Consider the following 25,311-nt stretch of genomic DNA (forward strand, 5'->3'; position numbering starts at 1 on the left):
GATTGGGCGCAGGCAATGCGCCCCTACGGGAGGTTGACGGATGAAGCAGGCGGTAAAATCAACATTCATGGCCCTGACCCTGATGGCGCTGTTGCTGCCGGTTGGTGCTTTGGCGCAATCACCGTGGCAGTGGCAGATGAGCCTCAAGGTGGATAAGGCGGGTGACGCCATGTATATGCCCTCGGCGGTCGGTTTTGATGCTGAAAGCGAACGCTATTATGCCATTGACACCGGACGCAACCGGCTCGTGTCCTTCGATCGGGAAGGCAACCTGGTGCGCGCCTTTACCGCCAATGATCAGTTGCGGGCGCCCTTCGATATGGTGCGCCTCGACAATGGTCAGTTGTGGGTGGTGGAAAAGGGGCGTAACAGCCTGACCCTGATTGATCTGGCGGCGAGAAAAATTGACCCCAAAATTATCAGGGATGGCAAGCGCCAGGTCTTTCCCGACCGGATCGCACAGGATCGGGGAAGTCTCTATGTCCTTGACCGTTCAAGCGGTGCGGTGCTGCGCCTGGCCACCGATCTGTCGGTTGATCAGCATTTCCGTTGTGCTGATTGTCAGGGTGGTTTCGACGATTTCGTGGTAACCGACGGTAAGGTCCTGGCTCTGGCGGGGCGTGATCACAAAATCCTGTCCTTCAACCGCGATGGCAGCGTGGCGCGTGAATATCCCCTGGGGCGCGATGTTGATTTTGCGGTATCGCTGGCGGTCGGGCCTTCCGGTTTTATCTATGTGCTGGACCGCCATTCCAACAGCGTTCTGGCTTATGATGAAGATGGGCGCTTTCGTTACCGCTTTTTGAGCAACGGTCACTCAACGGGTAAAGTGTATTTTGCTCGCCAGTTGCGCTTTGATCCGTGGGGGAATCTGTGCGTTGTTGATGAGGGGAACGGACGGGTCGAGGTGTTTTCCCGTTAGGAGCTTAAGCATGGACTACAGAGTGTGGCTCATTGTAGGGGTTCTGGTTGCCACCTTCGGGCTGCCCGCAGCGGGGTGGTCAGCGGTAACGGGGAGCTGTGTTCTCTGTCATACCATGCACAACAGTGAGCAAGGACTGCCGGTGGCCTATACGCGCAGCACCGACGGTGAAAAGATCATCAGCGATCAACCTCTGGCGAACCTGCTGCGCACTGACTGCATCGGTTGTCACAGCCATGCCGGTGCAGAAACTATTCTGGAGACCGAAGGGTTCCGGGTGCCGGTGGTGTTCAACCTGACCGAGCCGAGCTATCCGCCGGACGGTTCGATTAATTCGACCCTGGCGGGCGGCAACTTCCACTGGCTGGCAACCCAGGGCGACGCCTATGGTCATAATATCGGCGGGATTGCCGTAGCGGATCTGCGGTTTCCTCCGAATCAGGCACCGGGGGGTGTTGAGCGTTCTGGCTCCTGTATTGACTGCCACGGGACCCTGGCAACGGCAACCGCCAGTTGCGAGGGGTGCCATGTGCCCCACCATCACGCCGACGGGGCAGGAACCGTGGCCGGCTATGATCAGGGCTGGTACCGTTTTCTAGGCTCGGTGATGCAGCGCGAAGAGACCGCTGAGCCGCCCACCGAAGGGGTTGTCGGTATCGAAGACCCGAACTGGGAACAGAGTCCGGCGGCTGATCGGCACAATGTCTATCAGGGTAAATCCGGTCCCTACAGCAGTTATCTCGAGAGTGGCGCCATCAGTCAAAAGTGTGTCGGGTGTCACGGCTATTTTCACAACGAAACGGCGATCGGCTCCGTCTGGATTCGCCATCCGGTTGATGTTGCCATCCCTGACGCCGGTGAGTTCGCCGCGTTTTCCCTGTACGAGCCGTTGGTGCCGGTGGCACGCAACAATGTTTCCGAGGGGGATGCCGGTTTCTCGATGATTAATCGCGGTGCGGATATGGTGACCTGTATCTCCTGCCACCGGCCGCACGGGTCACCCTATCCCGCCATGCTGCGCTGGGGATACCGAGACTGGCCGGGTATCGACTCTCACACGAACCAACCGGCCTGGAACGGCTGTGCGGTTTGCCACACAAGCAAGGACTGAAGATGCCGGGATCTTTTATATCAGATTTGATCCGTGCTCTTTTTTTGCTGCTGCTGCCGGCGCTGCTGCTTGGGGGCTGCGCTTTGCCTCAGGGACTGGCGCCGGGTTCCGGGGCTCTGGTGACACCGGCGGATGAACAGGGTTTGCCCAGGGTCAGCCTGTTTTTGACCTTGCGCGATGAGCGCTCACCCCTGGTCAGGATGGAGGTTTCCGAACTGGAAATCCTGTCCGGCGACATCTGGTATCCGCTGAGAACCGGTGCTATCACTCTTGATTCCTTCCTGATTGCCGACCGTCAGATTTTTCTGGGTGGGTCGCCCTTGCCGGCGGGGCCGTTGCAGCGGTTGCGTCTGACAATCCCCGTGGCGCGTGGTGGTGTGACCGGAACCGGTGATACAGCGTTGCTCGCGGAACCGATCATTCTCGAAGTTCCCCTGGGCGAATCCCTTGATCTGGGCGCCGGTGACAGTCGGTCACTGTTTCTGACCTGGGATGTCGAGGCTTCTCTTGATCAGGCTGGCGGTTTCTCCCCGGTTTTCAATGTGGTGGCTGTGACGCGGGGATTACAGTTGGACCTGATCTATGTCAGCTGCCCGGATATTGATACGATTTTCGTGGTCAGGAGCGATACGCATCGGGTCGTGGATTCTTTTGGCATCAGTGGCAAGGGCACCTGGCTGGCCCTGGATCCCGTTGCCGGTGAGCGACTCTACCTGTTGACTCCCGCTCAGCGGCAGGTCAAGGCGATTGACCCGGAGACCTATCGGGTCGTTGATTTTTTTCAGACGCCCCTCAATGACGTGCCGACCTTCATGACCCTGGACAGTGAAGGTCGCTTTGCTTATCTGCTGGATGAGACCAGTGGTTACGTCAGCCGGATGGACTTATCCTCCGGCAGGATTGGTGCCAGAGTGTCCGTTGGCTATCGCCCCACTTATGCGCTGTATCTGGCGCAACAGAATTTGCTGGCCGTGTCCCTCAATCTGTCCCAGACGGTTGTGCTGCTCGATCCGTTCACTTTGCAGATGCGCGGCAGTTTGTCCAGCGGCAGTGGACCCGAGGGGCTGGCAGTGAGCGACAACCTGTTGTATATCGCCGAGGGCAACGACAACAGTGTTTCGGTCTTTGATCTCGGCAGTCGCGCCCGTCAGGAGCGTATCAGCGTCGGTTTCGGGCCTCAGCGGATTTTGGCGATACGAAACCAGATCTATGTCGCCCAGGGAGTAGATGGTTCAGTCGCTGTTCTGGCCCCCGGCCAGTTGGGGGTGTTTCGCGAGATTACCGGATTGGGGCTACCGCAGGACATGGTCTATCGATCCTTGTTGCGCAAACTCTATATCGCTGATCATAGCGGAGGAGGTATTGCTGTGGTCGATGTCAATACCAACCGCCAGGTTGGCTATATTGAACTGGGGGCCAGACCTCAGGGTCTGGTGATTGGCCCATGAAAAGTGCTGACGCAGGTTGCAGATTCGCACGATGGTGCACAAAGACAGTTGGTAGGCTACTGGTCCTGCCGGCTCTCTGGGTGATGTTGATTCTGGTGCCGACCCCTGATTCGTTCGCGGCGGCGGCTGCCGAGATTCTGACGCCCCGTAGCGGCGCGACGATCCTGGCCCGACATCCGGAAACGCGACTGGTGCTGCGGCAGGATCCCGGCACCCGGATGCTCAGGGTGCAGATCGGGGAGACGACACGCCTGATTGATCCTGCTATCTCCATGGAAGGTGCGGACGGTGTTTATCAGCACTATCGCCTGCCTCTCAAAGAGGGTGTCAACACCTTTTTCCTGGTGCCGGGCAGCCAGCGACTGGAGATCAGCTATCAACAGATTCAGTCAGAAGTCAATCTGCGCCGCCGATCCAAAGATATCTATTCATTCCATCTGGATGGGGAGTTGCCGTTATCCTGCCGCGATTGTCACATCCTGAAGGATGATGGCCTGCTGGCACCGGTTGGGCTGCCGCAACAGCAATCCTGTCGCTCCTGTCATCGCGCGGTGCTGGAAAGGGGTAGCCATCGTCACAGTACCACCGTCAATGAGCAGTGTCTGGCCTGCCACCAGCAGTCGCTCGACCCCTGGCGCATCGGTTTGCCGACGGAACGTACCAGGGACCTGTGCCTGGGCTGCCATACTGGTAAAACTGGCTGGTTTGAAAAAAAAGCGATGCACGGTCCAATCAACCTGGGCGGTTGCACGATCTGTCACGACCCCCATGGCAGCGATCACCCCCAGCAGTTGTGGGCAGATGGAGCGCTGGATCTTTGTATCGCCTGTCATAGTGATATGGCTCAGTTGGTGACGGCCATCAGGGAGAGAAAAATCCCTTATGTTCACAATGTCCTGACCGGGCCGGGGTGCGTGGTCTGCCATGATCCCCATGCCTCCGACGAAATTTATATGCTGAAAAAACCGATCAACGAGTTGTGTGCCGGCTGTCATCCGGGACCAGCCGAGGCGGAAGGGCATCCGGTCGCGAGGCACCCGGTCGCGGGGCCGTCGGAACGATTGCGACCAGGACGGGCACTGACCTGTACCAGCTGCCACGAACCCCATGGTTCCTATAACCGCTACCTGTTGATCGAAACCAACCTGGGGGGGCGTCTGTGTCGTGAATGTCATGGCCAATAATCCGCAGCGCTGGCTCCGGCTCGCGCTGGTCTGCTGTGGCTGGTTGCTGTTGTCTCAACAAGTTCCGGTGTTGGCGGCGGAGATCCCGATTAAATCAATTGCCCAGTTGACGGTGGATGATGACGGGCGGTTTTTGAGCTATCCTTCGGCGGTCTTTTACGATGCCGTGGAGGAGGAAATTTATCTGGTCAATGGCGGTACCGGCCGGGTGGTGGTCTATGGACCGGATTATTTCCCCGGTATTTCCATCGGCGCAGGTCGCGGGGTTGAGGCCCCACGTGGTGGGGTGGTACTGGAAAATGGTCATGTTTTTCTATTGCAGGTGCGAAACGTCAAAAGTGAACGTCCGCGGATCACAATCTTAAATGGCGCCTTTTTTGTAGAACGGGAAATTTATCTCGACGAGATACCGGAGGCGGCAGAGGTTATTCCCCGGGAACTTGCCATCAGCAAAGACGGCTTGATTTATCTGGCCGGCAGCAGCAGTCGTGGTGTGCTGGTTCTGGATGGTGAGGGGAATCTATTGCGGCGGCTACGCCCCAGAGACCGCACGGTGGTGCCGGTTGAGGACGATGAATTCGATGTGGCGATCGCGATCGCTGAAACCGAGCAGAGTGAGGGGCAACGGGCTGCCGATGAGGCCATGACACTGGCCGATATACCGGAAGAATATCGGCCCCGGGGCGGGCGACAGGATCAGGTTTCTGAGTCCGGTGAAGAACTGAGCCCGGTACGGATTAATCATGTGACCATCGACAGCACAGGGCGAATTTACCTGATGAGTGCCGAGACCAGTAAAATTTACGTCTACGGTCCGGATGAAAGTTTTTTGTTTTCCTTTGGCGAAAAGGGGGGAACGCCTCGGCGTCTTAGCCAGCCGCGAGCACTGGCGATTGATGAAGAACGGGGACTGATCTATGTAGCGGACTACATGCGCCACTCTATTCTTGCCTACAGTATGCGCGGTGAATACCGGTTTGAGTTCGGCGGAAGAGGTGTGGGCCCGGGCTGGTTCAACTTTCCCGAAGATATGACGATTAACGAAAAAGGTCAGTTGATTATTGCCGACTTGTTCAACCGCCGCGTTCAGGTTCTCGAAGTTGATTATGAAGAATTTTCGCCATCTCAGAAGACGCAGATTGAAGGCGGCTCAACAACAAACCTTCCGCGCTTGCGTTCATCTCCGCCAAGTGTGGAAGTTCAGGAAGATGCAGTGCCAACGGAAGCAGATATCATGACGGAAGAAGTGGCACCATCTCAAGTGCCTGATGCTTCGCCCTCGGGCTTGCGGGAAGCTCAGATCGAAGAAGTCATCATAGTGGATCCGTAATGTCGAATGCCGGTAGTGGCGAGTCGATGTACGCCCAGGTCGCCCGTGAATATCTCGCCCGGTGTGGGTTCCATGTGAACAGGGTGAAAAGAGGAACCGATGAAAACGATGGACAACATACGTGATCGATTGATCTGCGTCACCATGGTCGGACTGTTCTGTCTGGTGCCGGTTTTCGTGTCGGCCGGCTCCTATCGTGATTCGGCTCATGGCAACAACCAGTACGGGGTCAATCGCTCCGATATTGACAGCAGGTACGGCTCGTATGCTACCGGCAATTGTGCCCATTGCCATGAACTGCATGCCAGTCTCGACGGGACGGATCCGCTACCCCACGCCGGACCGGTCGCGCACGCGCTCTTTGCTCCACAGTTCAATATGGACAGAACCCTCAATTTTTATCAGGAATCGGATAATTTCTGTTTTTCCTGTCATAGTGAAACCAGTGGACAGATGGTGCGTAACCAGGATTACAGTGTCACTTTCGGTGGTGGAATTGCCGGGACCGGGCCCCAGTCGATCATGACCGCCTTTAATCAGACATCATATCATAACCTCTATGATATCAAGATGTTTCTTGACAGCAGCCTGATTTACAGTAACTGGTTTGCCCGCCGCGGCAACCCCTGCAGTGCTTGTCACGATCCGCACCGCGCCCGCCGCAACTGGGACAGCGCCCAGCCCGGCTTTCCGTTGGTGAGTGCGATTTCCCGTCCCGGCATGTCGACGCTCTGGGGAGAAGCAGAGGTGATGTCGAGCTATTTCGGCTATGAGGCTCCCTATGCTTTTGCTGAAAATCGTGAGCCGGCGGGGGTGGGGCTGAACGATGGTGACAACACACCAGACTACGTGAGCTTTTGTGGCGACTGTCATAATGCGGATACCGATATCTGGAGTACAACCCTCAATCGTAACCTGAAACGGGTCAACTGGAACGATATCGGACTGAACCAGGATAAGCACGGCAAGTTGACCCGAGACGGAGCCGTTTATCTGCGCGAACCCTATGCTTCGGCCGCAGCGTTGAAAAGCAACTATGTGCTGTCGTGCCTTGATTGCCATGAAGCGCACGGTTCGGACAACATCATGCTGCTACGGACCCGTATGAATGGCGAGGAACTGGGTGGTCGGATTGATAGCACCGAGACTTTGGGACTCGCTTGTGCCCGCTGTCATCAGGATGACCTGGCGGCTACTTCTGTCCTCGGTAGTACGGCTGGAACCGGCCAGTCCGGCCGCTGGCAATATGTTCATCATCAGGCCCCGGATGCCCCTTATGTCGGCGCCGGGCAGTGCGGAGTGTGTCATGGCCCTGGTGGCGGTTCCTCCCCGATTGATTGCGGCAATTGTCATGGCCACGGTATGACGGACAGCTGGGCGCCGACCGGGAGTAGCGGGCGGATCAGCTTCTGACGAGGAATACGGATTCTCAAAAATTGGCCGCATTGCATGCGCCCTGTTCGAAGGTTACCCAGATTGTGCCTGGGGATTGATGGAGATAAGCGGTTGAACCTTTTTTTGCGCATAGTGATGGCTGGTGTTTTGCTATTGCTGACGACACCTGTCCTAGCACAGGAATTCAGCCGCTGCGTCGATTGTCACGCGCAAACCCTCGAACGTGATCGGGTCCGTTTTTATCAGCACCAGCCCTTCGCGCAACAGGATTGTCGAAGCTGCCACGCGGTTGCGGTTGAGGCAGCAGCGCCGCCCCCGGGGCGTGCGGGTGCATCCAGAGGGCTGGATCGGCGGCGGATTGCCTGGTTGGCAGAGGGTCCCGTGGCAGCAACAGACCATGCGTTTTTGCTGCCGGCCGATCAACTCGGTGACGTGCTGATTGTCGAAGCGCGCAGGGAAGATGGCGATTTGTCTCAAACTGAATTGCCGGTGCCGATGCTGATTGATATACCGACCGTTCCCGACGAGGGGCGTGCTCCCCTTATCCGCGACGTACAAGTGCTTGAGGTGCGGCGTGGGATTTTTTTATCGGTGACTATTGGCTGGAGCACCGATACCTTGACCACTGCGCAGGTTGTCTATGGCCTTGGGGATATGTCCCAGTCCTCAAAAAGTGGTGAACGTTATGGGTTGCGCCACCAGGTTGTCCTAAATCAGCTCCAACCTGAAAAAAACTACAATTTTCGGGTTGTCTCCCGCGATCTCTACGGTCGTGAAGAGCAATCACCGTCTCTGACGTTTTCTACCGCCAGGGCCGTTGCCGGACCACAGCCGGCGACGGGCTCTTTTGATCGCCGCGGATCGCAGGATTCGACTGAAGGGTTCTGGCGGATCGGTTCAGGTTACCTGCTGACTCTCCAGTTCGACAAACCGGCCACGGTTTTTGTCGGGCGCAAAGGGGCGGTACGGGAGCAGGTTGTTCACCTGGCAGCTGCGGCCCCTGCAACGGTCGCCAGGGATGTCCATGCTGACTTGAGCAGTGGATCGGTGCTGACCATCAGTTCGTGCCGATCCTGCCACAACAGACAGACTTCAGCCACCCATCCGGTCGGGGTGCTGCCAAAGCCGGGGATGGTGATTCCGCCGGAGTACCCGACCCTGCCTGATGGACGTATTTCCTGCGTCTCCTGCCATGCCGTGCACGGCTCCAATAATGAGTACCTGGCGCGTAAACCCGGCAAGCGGGATCTCTGTGTCGGTTGTCACCTGGATATGCTGTAACAGCTTGAATGTGAGGATGTTTTTATGAAAGAAGCAGGACCGATAAAATACAAACGTAAGAAACTGAACCTGACCGTAAAGCGCGAATTTCAGATCTGGCTGCTGGTGCGAATGATCGGTGTGGTTTTGGTCAGCACGCTGGTGGCAGTGCTCATTCTGTATTTTTACTCGCGCCAGGAAATATCGGCCTCCTTCTACTCGGCACATATTCAGATCCGCCGGGTCAGTGATCTGTTGATACCGGTAATAGCGGCAGGGGCCTTCATCAGCCTGCTTAGCGGAATCGTCCTGGCGCTGTTTCTGCCGCAGAAGATTGCCGGCCCGATCTTTCGAATCCAGAAAGGGCTGGAAACCATTGGAACAGGGGATCTCACCGAGCATATCGTTCTGCGCCGCAAAAGTATTTTTAAAGATCTGGCCGCAGAGGTGAACACCACCACAACAAGTCTTCGCACGCGAGTTGATACGGTAAAGGCCATTCAACAGGAGCTGGATCAACTCCTTTCGACCCTGGAAGCTGAGGATGCCAAATCGTTGCTGCAACGCCAGAAAGAGGCTCTGGCACGTCTAAAGACAGAAGCAGGTGATTAGTTTCTTCATAGGCGGAAAGACTACCTTCCCTTTAACTGATTCTATATTGAATCGCTAAGCCGATCTGGACAGTGGTTTTTATGATTTCATCGATGCGTGATCTGTGGCAATTTTTTGCTTCAGTCAAATTGGCTCTTTTTACCCTTTTTATTCTGGCCGCCACCTCAATTTTCGGTACCTTCATTGAGCAGAAAAAAACACCGGATTTTTATGTTGAGGAGTATGGTGAGGCACTGGCGGAACTGCTACAGCTGCTTGGCCTTACCAATATGTATAATTCCTGGTGGTTTATTGCACTGCTGCTGCTGTTTGCCGCCAACCTGGTTGTTTGCACGATTGAGCGTCTGCCAGGGGTCTGGCGTATCGTTACTGGTCCAACCGCTCAGATGTCAGCGAAGCAACTGGAAGCGCTGGCCTGTAGTTTCACGGCCAAAAGCTCACAATCGGCTGAACAGGCGGCTGGAAATATTGAAAAAATATTGATCAATCAGGGGTGGAAAAAACCCCTGACGACAAGTGACAACGATACAATCAGGGTGTCGGCACAGCGCGGAGCATGGACCCGACTGGCCGTTTACGTGGTGCACGCAAGTGTGCTGGTGATTCTGGCCGGAGCACTGATCGGCACTATTTTTGGGTTTCAGGGCTATATTTTTCTCCCTGAAGGAAGATCCAGTGACAGGGTTTTTTATCAAAAAGACGGAGAACCCCTGCTGCTGGATTTTCAGTTTTTTTGTGATCGCGCTGAAAAAAGTTTTTATCCCGATGGAATGGTCAGCGAATATCGGGCGGACATGCGCATTGTGGACGTGCAGCGTGGCGTCAATTTCAGCAAGTCCGTGATTGTTAATGACCCCTTGAATTATCGAGGTGTTTCTTTTTATGTGGGTGACTTTCTCCCGAGCGATGAATTTTTCGTGGTACTCAAAAACCATGCCGACCAGAGCGAACAGGCTTTTCGAGTCGGGCCGGAGATGGACTTTTCCTGGCCTGAAGCAGCGGTTACCGCTCGTCTGGAAGAGTTTACCCGCGCGGCCGACAATGAGGTTCTCCTGGCGCGGTTGACCCTTCGTGCCGATGCGCAAGAGGAACCATCGGAGGTCTGGGTTCGTAACAATAATTCCGCCAGGATAGAACATGCCGGTCAGGAGTTCACTGTGAGTTTGAGCCAGATGACATCGGTGCTGCTTCTTGTCAATAAGGATCCCGGCGTGTTGATTGTCTGGGTCGGTTTTGTTCTGCTGAGTATCGGTATTTATCTCTGTTTCTTTATTTCCCATCGGCGGGTCTGGGTGAATCTGTCGAAAACCGGGAAGGGAACCCGGATGGTGGTCGGCGGTATTACTAATAAAAACAAGCCTGGTTTTGAGAAAGTATTTAACGCCTTGGCCGAGCAGATCAGTCGTGAACTGTAGGGAGATTGATTAATCCCCGGCATGTTCGAGCAGATCATTCTGAGATAACGATTTAAGTTGTTTGCTTGACAACCTTTGATCAGGGGCAAGACTGTTGATATCTGCATTCCCTCGAAAAACAGGCAAATTCTTTCACCTGGGGGCGTTGGGAGCGATCCTGATTACTGGACTGCTTGTCTATGGCAACAGCTTTCAGGCCCCCTTTGTGCTGGATGATGTTTACTCCATCGTTAAAAATCCCGATATACGCAATTTTGATGACCTTCAGTTTCATACACCCCGCTATCTTGCCTACCTGAGTTTTGCCCTCAATTACCGTATCGGGGGTGTTGAGGTGTTCGGCTACCACCTGGTCAATGTGATGATCCACCTGGTTTCGGCTCTGCTGGTTTATCTGCTGATATTCCTGACATTCAGGACACCTTATTTCTCTGCGTTTTCGCCCGGCGGGTCGGAGCTGCAGAAGACCGTACCAAAGCCGTGCGGCTCGCCAGTGGGCTGGATCGTTCCGCTGTTTGTCGCGCTGCTGTTTGTAGTCCATCCGATCCAGACTCAGGCAGTGACCTATGTCGTCCAGCGGATGACATCTATGACGGCCATGCTCTATCTGTTGTCGCTGGTCCTTTACGTCATGGCCCGGCAGGGGGTGCCGACCGCAAAGCCGAACGGGTCGTCAGCGACTCCAGATGGCGGGCGCCTGACCTGGCCGTCGCTGGTTCTGCTGGTAGCTGCGACCGTCGTTGCGGTCGCGGCGATGAAGACCAAGGAGATCGCCTTTACCCTACCCCTGGCAATAGTGCTCCATGAGGTTTTCTTTTTTATCGGAGCCTGGAAAAAACGACTGTTATATCTGCTGCCGTTGCTGGCGACTCTCCCGATTGTCCCGCTGACGGTTATCGGGATGCAGCAGGCGACCGCTTCACCCGAAGCGGCATTTGCCGCAGAAAATACAGAAATATTCACTGCCGGGGATCTTGATCGCACTACCTATCTGCTGACCCAGTTCCGGGTGATGGTTACCTATCTGCGGTTGCTGCTGTTCCCTGTCAATCAGAATCTGGACTATGAATATCCGGTATACGAGACCTTTTTTGTCGCTCCGGTTTTTCTTTCTTTTCTGCTGCTGGTCGGACTTTTCGGTGTGGCGATCTGTCTGTACATCAGATCGGCTGTGCCTGCTGAGTTGCAGCTAAAATCACAGGATATTGGGCCACCGGGGGCAGGTGCACGTCAGTTCGCTCCTGCGGATGCTTTATGGCGGATGGTGTCTTTCGGAATACTATGGTTTTTCCTCACCCTGGCAGTAGAATCCAGTGTGGTGCCGATTGCTGATGTGATAGTTGAGCACCGGCTATATCTGCCCAGTGTCGGGTTTTTCTTAAGTGCTGTCGTTGTTATCGTGGCGCTGCTGCAGAAGATTTCTTCGGTGGTGGTAAATCGACTGGTTGTGGCGGCCGCACTGGTGCTGCTGGTGGTTCTTGGCTCTGCCACCTGGCAGCGCAACCATATCTGGAGCGACGATCTTCGTCTGTGGCATGATGTAATTGCCAAATCTCCAGGCAAGGCCAGACCTTATAACGATATCGGTGCTATTCTCATTGGGCAAAATCGTTTTGAGGAGGCCATTGACTATCTGGCGCGATCAGTGGAACTGGATCCGGAATATCCCTATTCTTACAGTAACCTGGGTCTGGCGCTGATCATGACCAATCGCAGTCTTGAGGCAATTCCATTACTGAAAAAAGCGATTGGACTGCATCTGCGTTTTGAGCAGGCCTATATCAATCTGGCTGTTGCTTTTAATCAGAACCGCCAATTTCAGCAGACAGTGACACTGCTTGAGGGTAATAGTGGCTGGCTCAATTCACGGGTGGAGATGCATTACCATCTGGGAGTCGCCTACTATTTTCTCGGCAACCGGGCGGGTACCCTGGAGAAACTTCAGATAATGGAACGGACCGGAGAAATTCAACTGGCGCAGGATTTGCGTCGTCTGCTGGCGGGAAGGTGAGGACATGATGAATATGCTGGCGGGTTTTTTAAAATATCTTCTGTTGCTGGTGTCCGTTCTGGGATTGATGCTGATGGTTGGTTGCGGCGAAGAGCGCCAGGCTGATCCGGCTCCGACTGTCTCCGCCGAGGTGGCCGCAGAAGCCTCGTCTGCGGATGCAGATAGTGCGACGGAACCTTTTGAAGCTGAAAAACTTGAATTGTCGGTATATGAGCTGGTTTACGAGGTCGGAGAGCAGGGAAAGATTGACGGCGAAGCCAGACAGGAGGTTATTGCCGGGAGTGCGGGCACGCCGGTTCGTGCCGTTGCCGCAGAGGGCTTTCGTTTTGTCGGCTGGAGTGACGGGGTTGAAACGGCGGAACGTGTTGACGTGGAAGTGACCGGCGATCTGCAGGTGAGCGCGATATTCGAACCGCTTGTTTATGAATTGTCCTACATGGTTGAAGGAAACGGCAGGATTGACGGGCCGGCTTCCCAACAGCTCAGCCATGGCGCAGATGCTGTTCCGGTAACCGCTGTTGCTGCGGCCCACCATCATTTTGTTGGCTGGAGTGACGGGGTCACCAGTACACAGCGCAATGATCGGCAAGTTGTCGCAGCGGTGAAGGTGGCAGCCCGTTTCGCGGTTAACCAGTATCAACTTGTGTACAGCTCCGGGGCCAACGGACGGATCAGTGGTACGGCACGGCAGTCTGTCGATCATGGAAAAGATGCTCAGGCGGTAACGGCTGTTGCCGCTGATGGGTATCATTTCGTGCGCTGGAGTGATGGTATAACCACGGCACGACGTCAGGATACCGGCGTGACCGAGAACCTGTCTTTAACGGCGGAATTTGCCCTTAACCATTATGATGTTGTCTATGCGGCTGCGGGACATGGCCGTCTCGAAGGGGAGGCTGTTCAACGGGTCAGACACGGGGAAGCCACCGCAGAAGTGGAGGCAGTAGCCGACGCGGGCTACCACTTTGTTTCTTGGAGCGATGGAGTTACCAGCCCGCAGCGATCAGATGGGGATATCCGCGCCGATCTGGCAGTAACGGCACAATTTGCAGTGAATACCTACATGATAGGCGGGGAGGTGCAGGGACTGGTGGCGGGCACCAGCCTGCGGATTGATAACAATGACAGTGATATCCTGGATATCAACGCGAACGGCCCGTTCCGCTTTGGTGATGAACTGCTGGACGGGGCCGAATACCGGGTCGCAGTGGTTTCCCAGCCGCAGGGACCCAACCAGATCTGTACCATGACCGGGGCTGAAGGCGAGGTTGCCGGCGCAGACGTCAACGGGATTGTGATTGAGTGCGTATTACGGACCTATACCATTGGCGGAACGCTTAACGGTTTGCCGGCGCAGGATCAGATTGTTCTGCAGAACAAGGGCGGCGACGATCTGACGCTGACGACCAATGGCCCCTTCGTTTTTCCGCTGACGATGGAAGATGGCAGCAGCTACGAAGTGGAACTGGTAGCGCCACCGCGCAAACCGAACTGGGTCTGTGATGTTCACAACCCCTACGGTCTGCTGGCGGGAAGAGATGTCGACAATGTCGAGGTAGATTGTTACCCGCAAGTCATGTTGGAGGTTGAGACGGGGATTGGGAAGGTGCGTCTGGGCTGGAACAGTGGCGATTTTGCCGGGGTGAGCTTCGATCTGTGTCAGGCGCGGGATGAGATCGTTGGTGCTGATATCGAGCAATGTCGCCGGTTGCAGGGTGGGACAGTTCGCCCCGGAATCGATAACGGGCTGGTGATTGAGGGCTTGCGTACCAATCAACCATACTGGTTCCAGCTGCTGGCTCGCTATGCGAGTGGACGTTTGACCTATTCCGCGCCGGCCACTGCCGTACCCTATGGCGGGTTGAACGACACCGGGGTTGACTGGTGTGCTGATGCAACCATCAATCACGAGACAACCGGGGTTCGGGGAGACAAAATTGCCGGGTGCGAAGCGGTAGCAAATGAGCATCCGGGGCAGGATGCCATGTTCGGTCGTGATCAGTCAGCACTGAGTCGCGCGTTGAAAAAAGGTGGTACCGGCTCAGCGGGCTTCGATTTTACCAAAATCTGTCGCAGCGGCGAGGCTGCCGGCGAGGGACGCTGTCCACCCAACCCGATGATCGGTAAAGGCTTCGATAACTGGACCTGCAACCGCGACAATGTCACCGGATTGATGTGGGAGCTGAAGGACGACTCAGGGCTGCGTGCCGCTCAGCACACCTACAGCTGGTATCAGCCTGACGCTGCAGTCAATGGCGGCGATGCCGGGGTTGAGAATGCTGGACGCTGCAGTGGTAGTAACTGTGATACCTTAAGTTTTGTCGAAGCCGTCAATAAGGAACAATTATGCGGAGTCAATAACTGGCGCTTGCCGACACGTAAGGAGTTGTTGTCAATTGTTGATAACGGGCGTTTCAAACCGGCCCTGGATGTAAGGCAGTTTCCCCATGCCTTGTCTGAATATTTCTGGACCTCATCACCCTATGCAGATAACCCTCTTGACGCCTGGCAGGTGTATTTTCTCTATGGTGAAGCCCTTTCAGCTGAGAAAATGCAGGCGAAATCAGTACGCCTGGTCAGCGGTGAGACCGCGACCTTCAGTATGGATAGCCGCTGATGCGCCGGATTACCGTACATAAAACCACTCTTTTTTTGGTGGTTGCTATTCTGGCGGTGTATGGTCTCTCGGTTTGGAAAAAGGTCGAGAGTTATCATCTCTGGCAGCAGCATCCTCAGGTTCATTTCGTTGACGACATGCCGGTGCTGTCCTCGATGGATGCTTATCACTGGTTAAAAATGGCCAGGGATCTGGACGCCGGACATCTTGGCAAAGGGTTGATCAATAATGCCAAAGGTTATCCCGATGGAATGGAATATTTTGACCCCAACCTCCTGGCTCATGTGATTAGCTTTGGTGCAAGATTTACCGATGGAAATTATTATCTTTCCGGCGTGATATTGGTGACGCTGCTCGGGGGATTGTTTGTTTTTCCCTTGTTTTTCTATTTTCATCAGTTGGGTTTCGGCGCCTCTGCTGTAATTGGTGGCCTGGTTGGCCTCTTCAGTCGGGCTTACTATGAGCGCAGCGGAATTGGTTTTGTCGATACCGACATGCTCAACCTGTTTTTTCCCCTTGCCGTTGCCTGCTTTATCTTGCCGATGGACAGGGAAGCTGCGCCCCGGCGCAATCTGTTGCTGGGAGCGGGTGCCGGTGGCATGATGTACCTGTACAACTGGTGGTACGAGCAGCCCGGCATCATGCTGGTGTTCCTGCTGGTCATGTCATTTTACCTGCTGCTCGGACATGTGCCCTGGAAGCAGACCCTGCTGCTTTTGTCGGTGTTTATCATCTGCGCCGGGCCGATATATGCGACCTACAGTATCGAGTCGGTCCTGGTTTTTGTACGTGCGTATTTTTCATCCTCCGCTTCCGGTGCTATCGTCTGGCCAGGGGTGATGGAGTTGATCGCCGAAGCGCAGGTGTTTGAACCGCTGGTCGTACTGAAAAGGATTCATGGGCTGCTGCCATTGGTCTTGGCCGGGGTGGTCGGGTTGCTGTATCTGCTGCTGCGCTATCCCCGTCGGATGTTGCCGGTCACCCCGATGTTGCTGGTGGGGTTGTGGTCTTTGTTCGGACCAATGCGATTCGCCATGTATCTGGCCCCTTTGATCGGGATAGGGCTCGGGGTTTTGATTGAGCTGTCGGTACGCAAGGGGATGACATGGCTGCGCGTATCGCAGAAGTTTCATGTGCCTGCTACGGTGGCGGTGATGCTGGTAGTTTTTTTCACTACAACAGCCTTTACCGGGTACGGTCGGCAGCCGAAGCTGATCGTGCCGGTTGATTATGTCCGGTCAATTCTGGAGATCAAGCAGCTGGTACCACCACATGCAGCCATGCTCACCTGGTGGGACAATGGCTATCTGCTGATGGATGTGGGGGACTTTGCCACCTATCATGATGGCGCATTGCACGGTGGTCTGCGCACGACAATGATCGGCAAGGCGTTGTTCTCTTCCCGCCAGGAGGAGTTGTTCGCGTTTATGTCCTATCTGGAGGACCATGGTTTTGGACCTCTCGAGGAGTGGATAGCCCAGGGTCATGTCACCGGTGGAGAACTGGAACGACGCGTTTTTTCTTACCCCGGCACTTTTACCGGGGATCATGCCTATCTGCTCTACAGTGAAGACATGGTACGTAAATTCGGTTCCATCACCGAGGCCGGGGCCTGGGACTTTACTCGTCGCGAAAGCAGCTGGGTTTTTTATGAGCGGTGGAACTGCACCTCCCGCATCGGCAATCGGTATCAGTGTAAAGAAGGCACCATCGATCTGAATCGGGGCGTGCTGACTGACGGCATCGTCAATGTGCCCCTGAACGCCGTGCTGACGGTCAATAACGGCTCGGTGACGTCTCGCCACGATTTTCGAACCGACGGCACCCATTATTTACAGATGATTTATCGTGATAGTCAGTTCTACCAGGTGCAGGTGGTTGAAAATCGTCTGTTTGAGACCAATTTCAACCAGCAGTATATTCTGGGAAACTATGATCCCAATTATTTTGAAGAGATTTACAACAATTTCCCGGTAGCTAGGGTGTTCAAGGTACGAAAGCGGTGACGGGATGGACGCGATGAAAAAAGTGCTCACAGGTCTTACTTTTTGTTTACTCTTGTCTGCCGGGCTGCCGTTAGGGGCAGAGCAGCTCTGTAATGAAGTGATTACTCCGACTTCAGCTGACGATCTGTTTGTCACCGCTGACAATGGTACCGTGACCCACAAAACCACCGGATTGATGTGGACACGCTGCAGCCTCGGACAGGAGTTGAATGGTCAGGGATGCGGTGGTGAACCGAGGTTGTTTAGTTGGACGGAAGCCCTGACGGCAGCAACCGGGTATGAACAGGCCGGGTTCGTCGACTGGCGGCTACCGAACAAGAATGAGCTGGAATTTATTGTCGAGGAGTCCTGCGCGCAGCCGGCGATCAATAGTCGTGTTTTCCCTGAGACACCATCGCTCTTTTACTGGACATCCTCCCCTTATGCAGGCTCGGCCCAGGGGGCATGGAGTGTAGATTTTGGCTACGGAACCGTCAGCGCCACGGTGAAAACCGGTAAGTTGCCGGTGCGTCTGGTCCGTGATGTTGTGTGGTAATGGATGGTGGTTGCGGATTAGACCCAAACCGGCGTTGAACATGCTTTGATGTTGTGGCAGGGGCGCATTGCATGCGCCCGATGTGGCGGCACGACCAAACCCGACGGCAACAAACACCGTAGGTTCGCCCCATGGGTCGCCCGATTATGTATTTCGATGTGTTGCAACAAATACAACCGGGACACCCACTGGTGCGCCCCAACGAATGTGAAATTGCATGAACCAGCCCTGGATCAAATACCTGCCGTCATTTATCCGTGAAAAGGTAGAAGGGCGGACATACCTGCAGAACGTGGTCAACAATACGGTCTGGCAGTTCGGTGACCAGGCGTTGCGCATGGGTGTCGGCCTGGTTGTCGGGATCTGGCTGGCGCGTTATCTGGGGCCGGAGCAGTTCGGTCTATTCAGTTACGCCCTGGCCTTTGTCGCCATGTTTACCGCCCTGGCCGGGTTGGGACTGGATGATATTGTCGTTCGGGATCTGGTGCGGGATAAGCAGCAGCGAAGTGATATTCTCGGCACGGCATTTTTTTTGCGGCTGTTCAGCGGGAGCGTAAGTTTTGCTGCGGCGCTGGCTGCCATTGTGCTGCTGAGGCCAGCAGACGCGCTGAGTCATTGGCTGATCGGTATTATCGGCGCCGGCGCATTGCTGCAGGGATTTTTCATCATTGAGTACTGGTTTCACTCGCAGGTGCAGGCCAGGTATGCGGTGATCGCCAAAAATACGGCTTTTTTACTCTGTGCTCTGGTTAAAGTTGTTCTGATTGTTACCTCCGCATCATTGCTTGCTTTTGCCTGGGTGACTTTGCTCGAAGTTGCTCTGGGGGCGGTCGGCCTGATCATTGCTTATCTTTCCCAGGGAAACCGGCTTGTCGTCTGGCGGTTGCGCCTTAACCGGGCGAAAAACCTGCTGAAAGACAGTTGGCCTTTGATGCTGTCGAATATTGTTGTGCTGGTTTACCTGCGAATTGACCAGATTATGCTCGGTGAAATCACCGGCCACCAGGAGGTCGGTGTCTATTCAGTAGCGGTGCGCCTGGCGGAAGTCTGGTATTTTATCCCGATGGCGATCTACTGGTCGGTCCTGCCGGCCATTGTCGAGGCCAGGCAGCAGAACGAAGAACTGTTTTATGCCCGGCTGCAACAATTTTACAATCTGATTGCTTTGAGCGCCTATGCCGTGGTGATTCCGATCACGGTTCTGGGGCAGTGGCTGGTGCCTCTGCTGTTTGGTGAGGCCTATGTTCGTGGTGGCCTGATGTTGACCGTGCTGATCTGGTCGAACATTTTTTACAGCCTGGAGGTCGCCAGAAGTTCTTTTTTAACGACCATGAACTGGACCCGCCTTTACCTGGTGACGGTGGTTCTTGGATGTCTGGTCAATATTATTCTGAACGCCTGGCTGATTCCCCTTTACGGCGGCATGGGCGCGGTGATCGCGTCGATTGTCGCCTACTGGTTTGCCGCTCATGGATCCTGTTTTTTGTTCAAACCATTGCATCGCACCGGAGCCATGCTGACCCGCGCGCTGGTTTATCCAAAAATCTGGTAACAATTGAGGTGTTAAATGGCCTGTCGATTATGTAACAGCACCCGGCTTCACCGTTTCCTTGATCTGGGTTTTACGCCACCGGCGGACGGATTCCTCCGCCGTGAGCAACTGCAGGAGCCGGAAACCTGGTATCCCCTTGATGTGATGACCTGTGAGGACTGCGGCTTTATCCAGCTTGGTCACGTGGTGTCACCTGAGGTGTTGTACCAGCATGATTATCCTTACGAGTCGTCCATTACCCGTTCCGGTCAAGTGCACTGGAATGAGTTCGCGACAACGGTTGTGAAGCACCTCGGGTTGGGCGGTGACGATCTGGTGATCGATATCGGCAGCAATGTCGGGGTACTGCTGGGGGCTTTTCGGGATAACGGCACCCGGATTCTGGGGGTTGAACCGGCCAGTAATATTGTGCAGATTGCTGAAAGGCGGGGCATTGAAACCATCAATGAATTTTTTGATGAAGAGGTCGCCGGGAAGATCAAGGCAAGTCATGGCCAGGCGACGGTGATAACCGGCACCAATGTGTTCGCTCATGTCAACGATCTGCATGCGTTTATGCGGGCGGTGGACTCCCTGCTTAATGATCGCGGGGTGTTTGTTTTTGAGGCCCCTTATTTTATTAATCTGATTGAGCACCTTGAATACGATACGATCTATCATGAACACCTCTCCTATCTTTCGGTAAAACCCCTGGTCCCCTTCTTTGCCAAGTTCGGCATGGAGATTTTCCATATCGAAGAGCGCGACATCCATGGTGGGTCGTTCCGGGTTTACGTGGCGCGCCGGGGCCAGCATCCGCTATCAGCGGTGCTTGAGACCATGATCGCGCGGGAGGAAGAGAAGGGCATCTATCGTCGCGATGTCCTTAAGGGATTCGCCCAGGCAGTAGAAAACAACCGACAGACCCTGACCTGGATGCTTCACAAGCTGAAGCATGAAGGTAAAAAACTGGCTGCTGTCAGCGCTCCGGCCAAGGGGATGACCCTGCTTAATTATTGCCGCTTGGGAACTGAAACTCTTGATTTTGTTACCGAGAAATCGACTCTCAAGATCGGCCGTTTCACACCGGGGATGCATATTCCGGTCTATTCCGATGACGCCCTGCTCGATCAAATGCCTGATTACGCCCTGTTGCTGGCATGGAACTTTGCTGAAGAGATCATGGCCAACCTGTCGGAATATCGCCAACGCGGCGGTAAGTTTATTATCCCGATTCCCGAACCAAGAATCGTTTGACCCTGACATATAAGGAACCCTCGATGAAACTGGAAAACAGAAAACCGGCCTTTGCCGATGCCAGAGGTGCCATCACCGATATTGTCGAAAATGTTCCCTTCGACTCACTTACCCTGATCACTTCGGCCAAGGGAGCGGTGCGCGGTAATCACTTTCACAAAGAAACCACCCAGTATACTTACATCCTGGAAGGCAGCTGTCGCTATTACGCCCAGGTCCCGGGCGGCCCGGTGGAGCAGAGCCTGGTCGTCAAGGGAGATCTGATTGCATCGCCGCCACTGGAAAGTCATGCCTTTGAAGCGCTGGAAGATTCGGTACTGCTGGCTTTCTGTAAGGGGCCGCGAGCCGGAACCCAGTACGAAACCGATACCTATCGGCTTGAGGTGCCCCTGGTCAAAGAGTCCGGTAACGAGGCCGTATGAAAAAAATCCCCGTCGCGCAGCCGATTCTTGGCGAGCAGGAACGCAGATACGTTCTTGACGCCCTTGATGCCGGAGCCATTTCCGGTTTTTTCGGGGAACACCTCGGGCGTTTTGAACGGAATTTTGCAGACTACTGCGGCAGCGCTCATGGCGTCTCGGTATCGAGCGGAACCACTGCCCTGCATCTGGCACTGGCAGCGGCCGGTGTCAAGCCGGGGGATGAGGTGCTGGTATCGACCATGACCAACATGGCGAGCTTCTTCGCTGTCCATTACCTTGGAGCCGTTCCGATTCCCGTCGATATCGAAGCCGATACCCTGAACCTGGACCCTGCTCTGCTGGAAGATCTTATCACTCCTCGGACCAGGGCCATTCTGGTGGTCCACCTGTTCGGACACCCGGCTGATATGGATCCGATTCTTGAAGTGGCAAAGCGTCACGATCTGGCGGTCATTGAGGATTGCGCCCAGGCCCATGGTGCTGAATACCGGGGGCGCAAAGTCGGCAGTTTGGGAACCATCGGTTGCTTCAGCTTTTACGCCAACAAGGTAATTACCACCGGCGAAGGGGGCATGTGTATTACCAACGATGCTGTCCTGGCCGAAAAAATGCGGTCCCTGAAATCCTTGGCCTTCGGTACGGATAACAAATTTATGCACAGTGCCATCGGCTACAACTACCGAATGACCAATCTGCAGGCGGCGATCGGTTGTGCGCAACTGGAAAAGATTGATGACATCCTCGCCCTCAAGCGCCGGGTGGCATCCGACTATACCGAGTTGTTGGTCGATTGTGTCGATGTGCAACTGCCGGTCGAAAAAGATTACGCCCGCAATATATTCTGGATGTATCACATTATCCTGAAAGGCAAGGCTGCTGATGCCCGTCCGGCGATCATGACCCGGCTGGCTGCCGAGGGCATTGAAACCCGCGAAACCTTTATCCCTTACAACCTGCAGGAGCATTTGCCCCTGGCAGGGCATATTCGGCGCGAGGACTGTCCTCGCGCCAACGAGGTCGCCTTGCGCGGATTTTATCTGCCCTCCGGGCCGGTGCTCGACAGGCAGGAGATTACCCTGGTTGTCGAACGTCTGCTGGCGGCGATTGCCACCTGCTGAAGCAGGCGATGAGAGGTGTTGCCTGCCATGAGTGATATTTTTGCGGACTATTCAGAAGTTTACGATCTGCTCTATGAGGATAAACCCTATCGAGAGGAATCCTTGTTTGTTGACGTTTTGCTCAGGCGCTACGCGGATCCCACCACTTCTGTCTGCAGGGTGCTGGATCTGGCCTGCGGCACTGGTCGCCATTGTTTCGAGCTGGAGGCCATGGGTTATCAGGTAGAGGGGAGCGATCTGTCCGCAGCAATGATTCAGCGGGCGCAAGCGGCGGCATTAGAGCGTGGCAGCGCAGCGGTGTTTTACAACCGGTCGTTTCAGGACGCCGACCGAATCGCCAGGAATTATGATGCGGTTGTTTCCATGTTTTCAGCGATCTGTTACCTGACAACTCATCAGGATTTATTCAAAGCTCTGGGCAATATCAACGGGTTACTGAAGCCGGGTGGACTGTTCATCTTCGACTACTGGAATGGCAACGCCGTCGTCAAGGACTATTCACCCCGGCGCGAGTTGCGTAAACGGCGCGGACCACTGGAGGTGATCAGAACCTCGACGACCAGTCTCGACCTGATCAACCAGCTTGCCGAAGTGAATTTTCATTTTGAATGCAGCGATTCCGGGGCTAAACGCCATGAGTTTACGGAGCAGCACCTGGTACGTTACTTTTTTTTTCGCGAGATGGAAAGTTACCTGGAGCTTGCCGGGTTCGATCTGATTCACCGCAGTGGTTTTCTCAAAGACGGGCTTGAACCGGATGACTGGAATATCACTATTGTGGCACGAAAGCGTCCGGCGTGAAAAAGATAGGCCTTTTTCTCGAAACGCCCCCTCATTTCGGCGGCACTTTCCAGTACTGCCAGACCATGCTCGATGCGGTGGCAGCTTTGCCGCGTGATCGATTCCGGGTTGTTGTCGGGTATGCGTCGGATCAGTGGCTGGATTATCTGTCCCATTATCCTGACCTGGAAATTGTTCATATCCCAAGAGGTTTCTGGGGGCGGGCAGTGGGGCTGGCCTGGCTGCAGCTGCGTTTGCCCATGGGGTTGTGGCGTAGCCTCAGTCCGCTGATTTTCCCCATGGCCAGGGCCATGTTGCGGCAGAAATGCGATCTGTGGATTTTCCCGGCGCAGGATGCCCGCAGCTTTCAGGTGCCGGTTCCGGCACTGGTGACGATCCTTGATGTTGTTCATCGTTATGATGGGCGCAACTTTCCCGAAGCGGCATCGCGCTGGGAGCTGCTGTACCGGATCCCCACTTATGCCAACATCTGCCGCTGGGCCAGAGGGATTATCGTTCTGTCCGAGATTGATAAGCACCAGGTGATGGAATCCTATCAGGTGGCCGAGGAACGCTTGCATGTAATGCCTATGATAGTGCCCCGCTATATTTATGAAACGCAGACACCTGCAGGATTTGATCAGCGTTATCAGTTGCCGGAGAAGTTTTTCTTTTATCCGGCGCAATTCTGGGAGCATAAAAATCACAAAAACCTGCTACGTGCCATGGCATTGTTGAAACCGGAATTGCCGGATCTGAAGTTTGTTTTTGTCGGATCCAAAAAGAACGCCTGGGATTCAGTCAAGCAATTGATTGAGGAGTTGGGATTGCAGGACGATGTTATTTTGCCCGGCTATGTTCCCGACGCCGATATGCCCGAGTTTTACCGTCGCGCCCGTGCATTGATTTATGCCAGTTGCTATGGCCCGACCAATCTGCCGCCTTTGGAAGCCTTGGCGTTGGGTTGCCCGATGGCGCTAGCTGAAGTCACCTGTATGCCGGACCGCGTCGGCAATGCCGCATTGGTGTTTCATCAGGATTCTGTTGAGGAGATGGCGGACTGTATGCGCAGGCTGTGGGGGGATGATGAGTTATACAGTGAGCTGATCGAAAGAGCTAGCGAGAGGGCGGCAGCATGGCAGGAACAACAGTTTAATGGCCGTCTGGGTGAGATTGTTGAGGGTCTCGTTTTCAAAAGGACGATGACAACTTAATGAAAATCGGCATTTTCACTTATGGGATTTATGGGATTCGAATGACCGGCATCGCCCGGTATACGATCGAATTGACGAGAGCGCTGAAACAGCTAGATCCCTCCCTTGAAATAATTTTGTTAAATCCTTATACCGACTCGGAGCATCCGTGGTATCGCGAGTTTCCGGTTTATCCCGTCCCCCATTTAAAGAAACTTCCCCTTGCGGCGACCCTGGGGAATATAGAGTTACATCGGGCTGCTTGCAGATTAAAGTTGGATATTCTCCATGACCCCTGCGGGATTGCGCCATTTTTATCTCCCCGTGGTGCATACAAAAAAGTGACAACCATCCACGACACCCTCCCTGCGATCTACCCGGAGACACAGCCTCTGTTATCCAGGTTGGTATTCTCGACTCTGATTGCTCATGCCGGGAAAACCTGCGATGCGATTTTGACGGTCAGTCAAACCTCTGCTGCTGACCTGCAGCGTTATTACCGGTTGCCCCCGGAGAAAATCCATGTCACTCCCAACGGTGCTCACCCACCAGACTTGAGTTCCTCGGATGAAGCTCAAGGCCTACTCAAGCGCTTCGGTGTGCATCAACCCTATTTTTTGTACGTCGGAGCGCTGCATCCGCGCAAGAATATTCGGCGGGTGATTGAAGCCTTTGGAATTGTTCACCGTCGTCATCCACAATCAGAACTGGTTATCGTTGGTCCGCCATCCTGGGGAGCGCAGCAGGAGTTACAGACTGTTATTAGCTCAAGTGGTGATGACAGCGGGATTGTGTTTACCGATTTTCTTACGGATCAAGAGCTTGGGAGTTTTTATCAGGAGGCGCTGGCACTGCTGTTTCCGTCGCTTTATGAGGGGTTCGGGCTTCCCGTACTTGAGGCCATGAGTTACGGCACCCCGGTGATTACGTCGAACGTCAGTGCCCTTCCCGAGGTTGCCGGCGATGCAGCATTGCTGGTTGACCCCTTTTCGGTTGATGCTATTTCCGCAAGTATGCTGAGAGTTTTTGAAGACGATGTATTACGTGAGGATTTACAACAAAAAGGGCGCGCGCGCTTTGCCGAATTCAGCTGGCTGAAAACTGCGGAAGGTACGCTGGATGTTTTTAAGCGACTGTTAGAGTGATTAGTAATTTTGATGAACT

Annotated in this window: 20 protein-coding genes; all 20 read left to right on the plus strand. The window is 54.6% G+C overall.

The window, feature by feature from the left end:
- Positions 1 to 40 precede the first annotated feature (40 nt).
- Positions 41 to 922, plus strand: coding sequence for an NHL repeat-containing protein (locus tag AC1931_RS07100; RefSeq protein WP_483876549.1), 882 nt, complete (start codon positions 41 to 43; stop codon positions 920 to 922).
- Positions 923 to 932: 10 nt separating this feature from the next.
- Complete coding sequence (locus AC1931_RS07105; RefSeq protein WP_483876550.1) at positions 933 to 2,033, plus strand: cytochrome c3 family protein; 1,101 nt, start codon at positions 933 to 935, stop codon at positions 2,031 to 2,033.
- A 2-nt stretch (positions 2,034 to 2,035) separates the two neighbouring features.
- Entirely contained in the window at positions 2,036 to 3,481 is a 1,446-nt protein-coding gene (locus AC1931_RS07110) for a YncE family protein (protein WP_483876551.1), read from the plus strand.
- 83 nt (positions 3,482 to 3,564) lie between these two features.
- A complete protein-coding gene (locus AC1931_RS07115) occupies positions 3,565 to 4,665 on the plus strand; it encodes a cytochrome c3 family protein (protein ID WP_483876929.1) in 1,101 nt (366 codons plus the stop codon).
- Complete coding sequence (locus AC1931_RS07120) at positions 4,655 to 5,995, plus strand: 6-bladed beta-propeller (RefSeq protein ID WP_483876930.1); 1,341 nt, start codon at positions 4,655 to 4,657, stop codon at positions 5,993 to 5,995. Before AC1931_RS07115 ends, AC1931_RS07120 begins: the two co-directional genes overlap by 11 nt.
- Before the next feature lie 99 nt (positions 5,996 to 6,094).
- Positions 6,095 to 7,408: a hypothetical protein gene (locus tag AC1931_RS07125; RefSeq protein ID WP_483876552.1), complete on the plus strand. Its 1,314-nt coding sequence runs from the start codon at positions 6,095 to 6,097 to the stop codon at positions 7,406 to 7,408.
- 93 nt (positions 7,409 to 7,501) lie between these two features.
- Positions 7,502 to 8,671, plus strand: coding sequence for a cytochrome c3 family protein (locus tag AC1931_RS07130; RefSeq protein ID WP_483876553.1), 1,170 nt, complete (start codon positions 7,502 to 7,504; stop codon positions 8,669 to 8,671).
- 24 nt (positions 8,672 to 8,695) lie between these two features.
- The gene (locus tag AC1931_RS07135; RefSeq protein ID WP_483876554.1) at positions 8,696 to 9,262 is read left to right on the plus strand and encodes a hypothetical protein; all 567 of its coding nucleotides are present in this window, start codon (positions 8,696 to 8,698) and stop codon (positions 9,260 to 9,262) included.
- 80 nt (positions 9,263 to 9,342) lie between these two features.
- Complete coding sequence (locus AC1931_RS07140; RefSeq protein ID WP_483876555.1) at positions 9,343 to 10,677, plus strand: cytochrome c biogenesis ResB family protein; 1,335 nt, start codon at positions 9,343 to 9,345, stop codon at positions 10,675 to 10,677.
- 94 nt (positions 10,678 to 10,771) lie between these two features.
- Positions 10,772 to 12,688 carry a tetratricopeptide repeat protein gene (locus tag AC1931_RS07145; RefSeq protein WP_483876556.1) on the plus strand — a complete coding sequence of 639 codons (1,917 nt, stop codon included), beginning with the start codon at positions 10,772 to 10,774 and terminating at the stop codon, positions 12,686 to 12,688.
- Between the two features lie 4 nt (positions 12,689 to 12,692).
- Entirely contained in the window at positions 12,693 to 15,305 is a 2,613-nt protein-coding gene (locus AC1931_RS07150; protein ID WP_483876557.1) for an InlB B-repeat-containing protein, read from the plus strand.
- A complete protein-coding gene (locus AC1931_RS07155; protein ID WP_483876558.1) occupies positions 15,305 to 17,311 on the plus strand; it encodes a hypothetical protein in 2,007 nt (668 codons plus the stop codon). Before AC1931_RS07150 ends, AC1931_RS07155 begins: the two co-directional genes overlap by 1 nt.
- 13 nt (positions 17,312 to 17,324) lie before the next feature.
- Positions 17,325 to 17,846 (plus strand): Lcl C-terminal domain-containing protein, encoded by a 522-nt coding sequence (locus AC1931_RS07160; RefSeq protein ID WP_483876559.1) that lies wholly within the window; start codon positions 17,325 to 17,327, stop codon positions 17,844 to 17,846.
- Between the two features lie 217 nt (positions 17,847 to 18,063).
- Positions 18,064 to 19,398, plus strand: coding sequence for a flippase (locus AC1931_RS07165; RefSeq protein ID WP_483876560.1), 1,335 nt, complete (start codon positions 18,064 to 18,066; stop codon positions 19,396 to 19,398).
- A 15-nt stretch (positions 19,399 to 19,413) separates the two neighbouring features.
- Positions 19,414 to 20,634, plus strand: coding sequence for a methyltransferase domain-containing protein (locus AC1931_RS07170; protein WP_483876561.1), 1,221 nt, complete (start codon positions 19,414 to 19,416; stop codon positions 20,632 to 20,634).
- Between the two features lie 23 nt (positions 20,635 to 20,657).
- The gene (locus AC1931_RS07175; protein WP_483876562.1) at positions 20,658 to 21,056 is read left to right on the plus strand and encodes a cupin domain-containing protein; all 399 of its coding nucleotides are present in this window, start codon (positions 20,658 to 20,660) and stop codon (positions 21,054 to 21,056) included.
- Entirely contained in the window at positions 21,053 to 22,174 is a 1,122-nt protein-coding gene (locus AC1931_RS07180; RefSeq protein WP_483876563.1) for a DegT/DnrJ/EryC1/StrS family aminotransferase, read from the plus strand. Before AC1931_RS07175 ends, AC1931_RS07180 begins: the two co-directional genes overlap by 4 nt.
- Before the next feature lie 27 nt (positions 22,175 to 22,201).
- Positions 22,202 to 22,975 (plus strand): class I SAM-dependent DNA methyltransferase, encoded by a 774-nt coding sequence (locus tag AC1931_RS07185; protein WP_483876564.1) that lies wholly within the window; start codon positions 22,202 to 22,204, stop codon positions 22,973 to 22,975.
- Positions 22,972 to 24,168, plus strand: coding sequence for a glycosyltransferase family 4 protein (locus tag AC1931_RS07190; protein WP_483876565.1), 1,197 nt, complete (start codon positions 22,972 to 22,974; stop codon positions 24,166 to 24,168). Before AC1931_RS07185 ends, AC1931_RS07190 begins: the two co-directional genes overlap by 4 nt.
- Positions 24,168 to 25,292, plus strand: coding sequence for a glycosyltransferase family 4 protein (locus AC1931_RS07195; protein ID WP_483876566.1), 1,125 nt, complete (start codon positions 24,168 to 24,170; stop codon positions 25,290 to 25,292). The genes AC1931_RS07190 and AC1931_RS07195 overlap by 1 nt, the downstream gene beginning before the upstream one ends.
- Positions 25,293 to 25,311 lie beyond the last annotated feature (19 nt).

This window comes from Pelovirga sp. C15f (assembly GCF_057178085.1).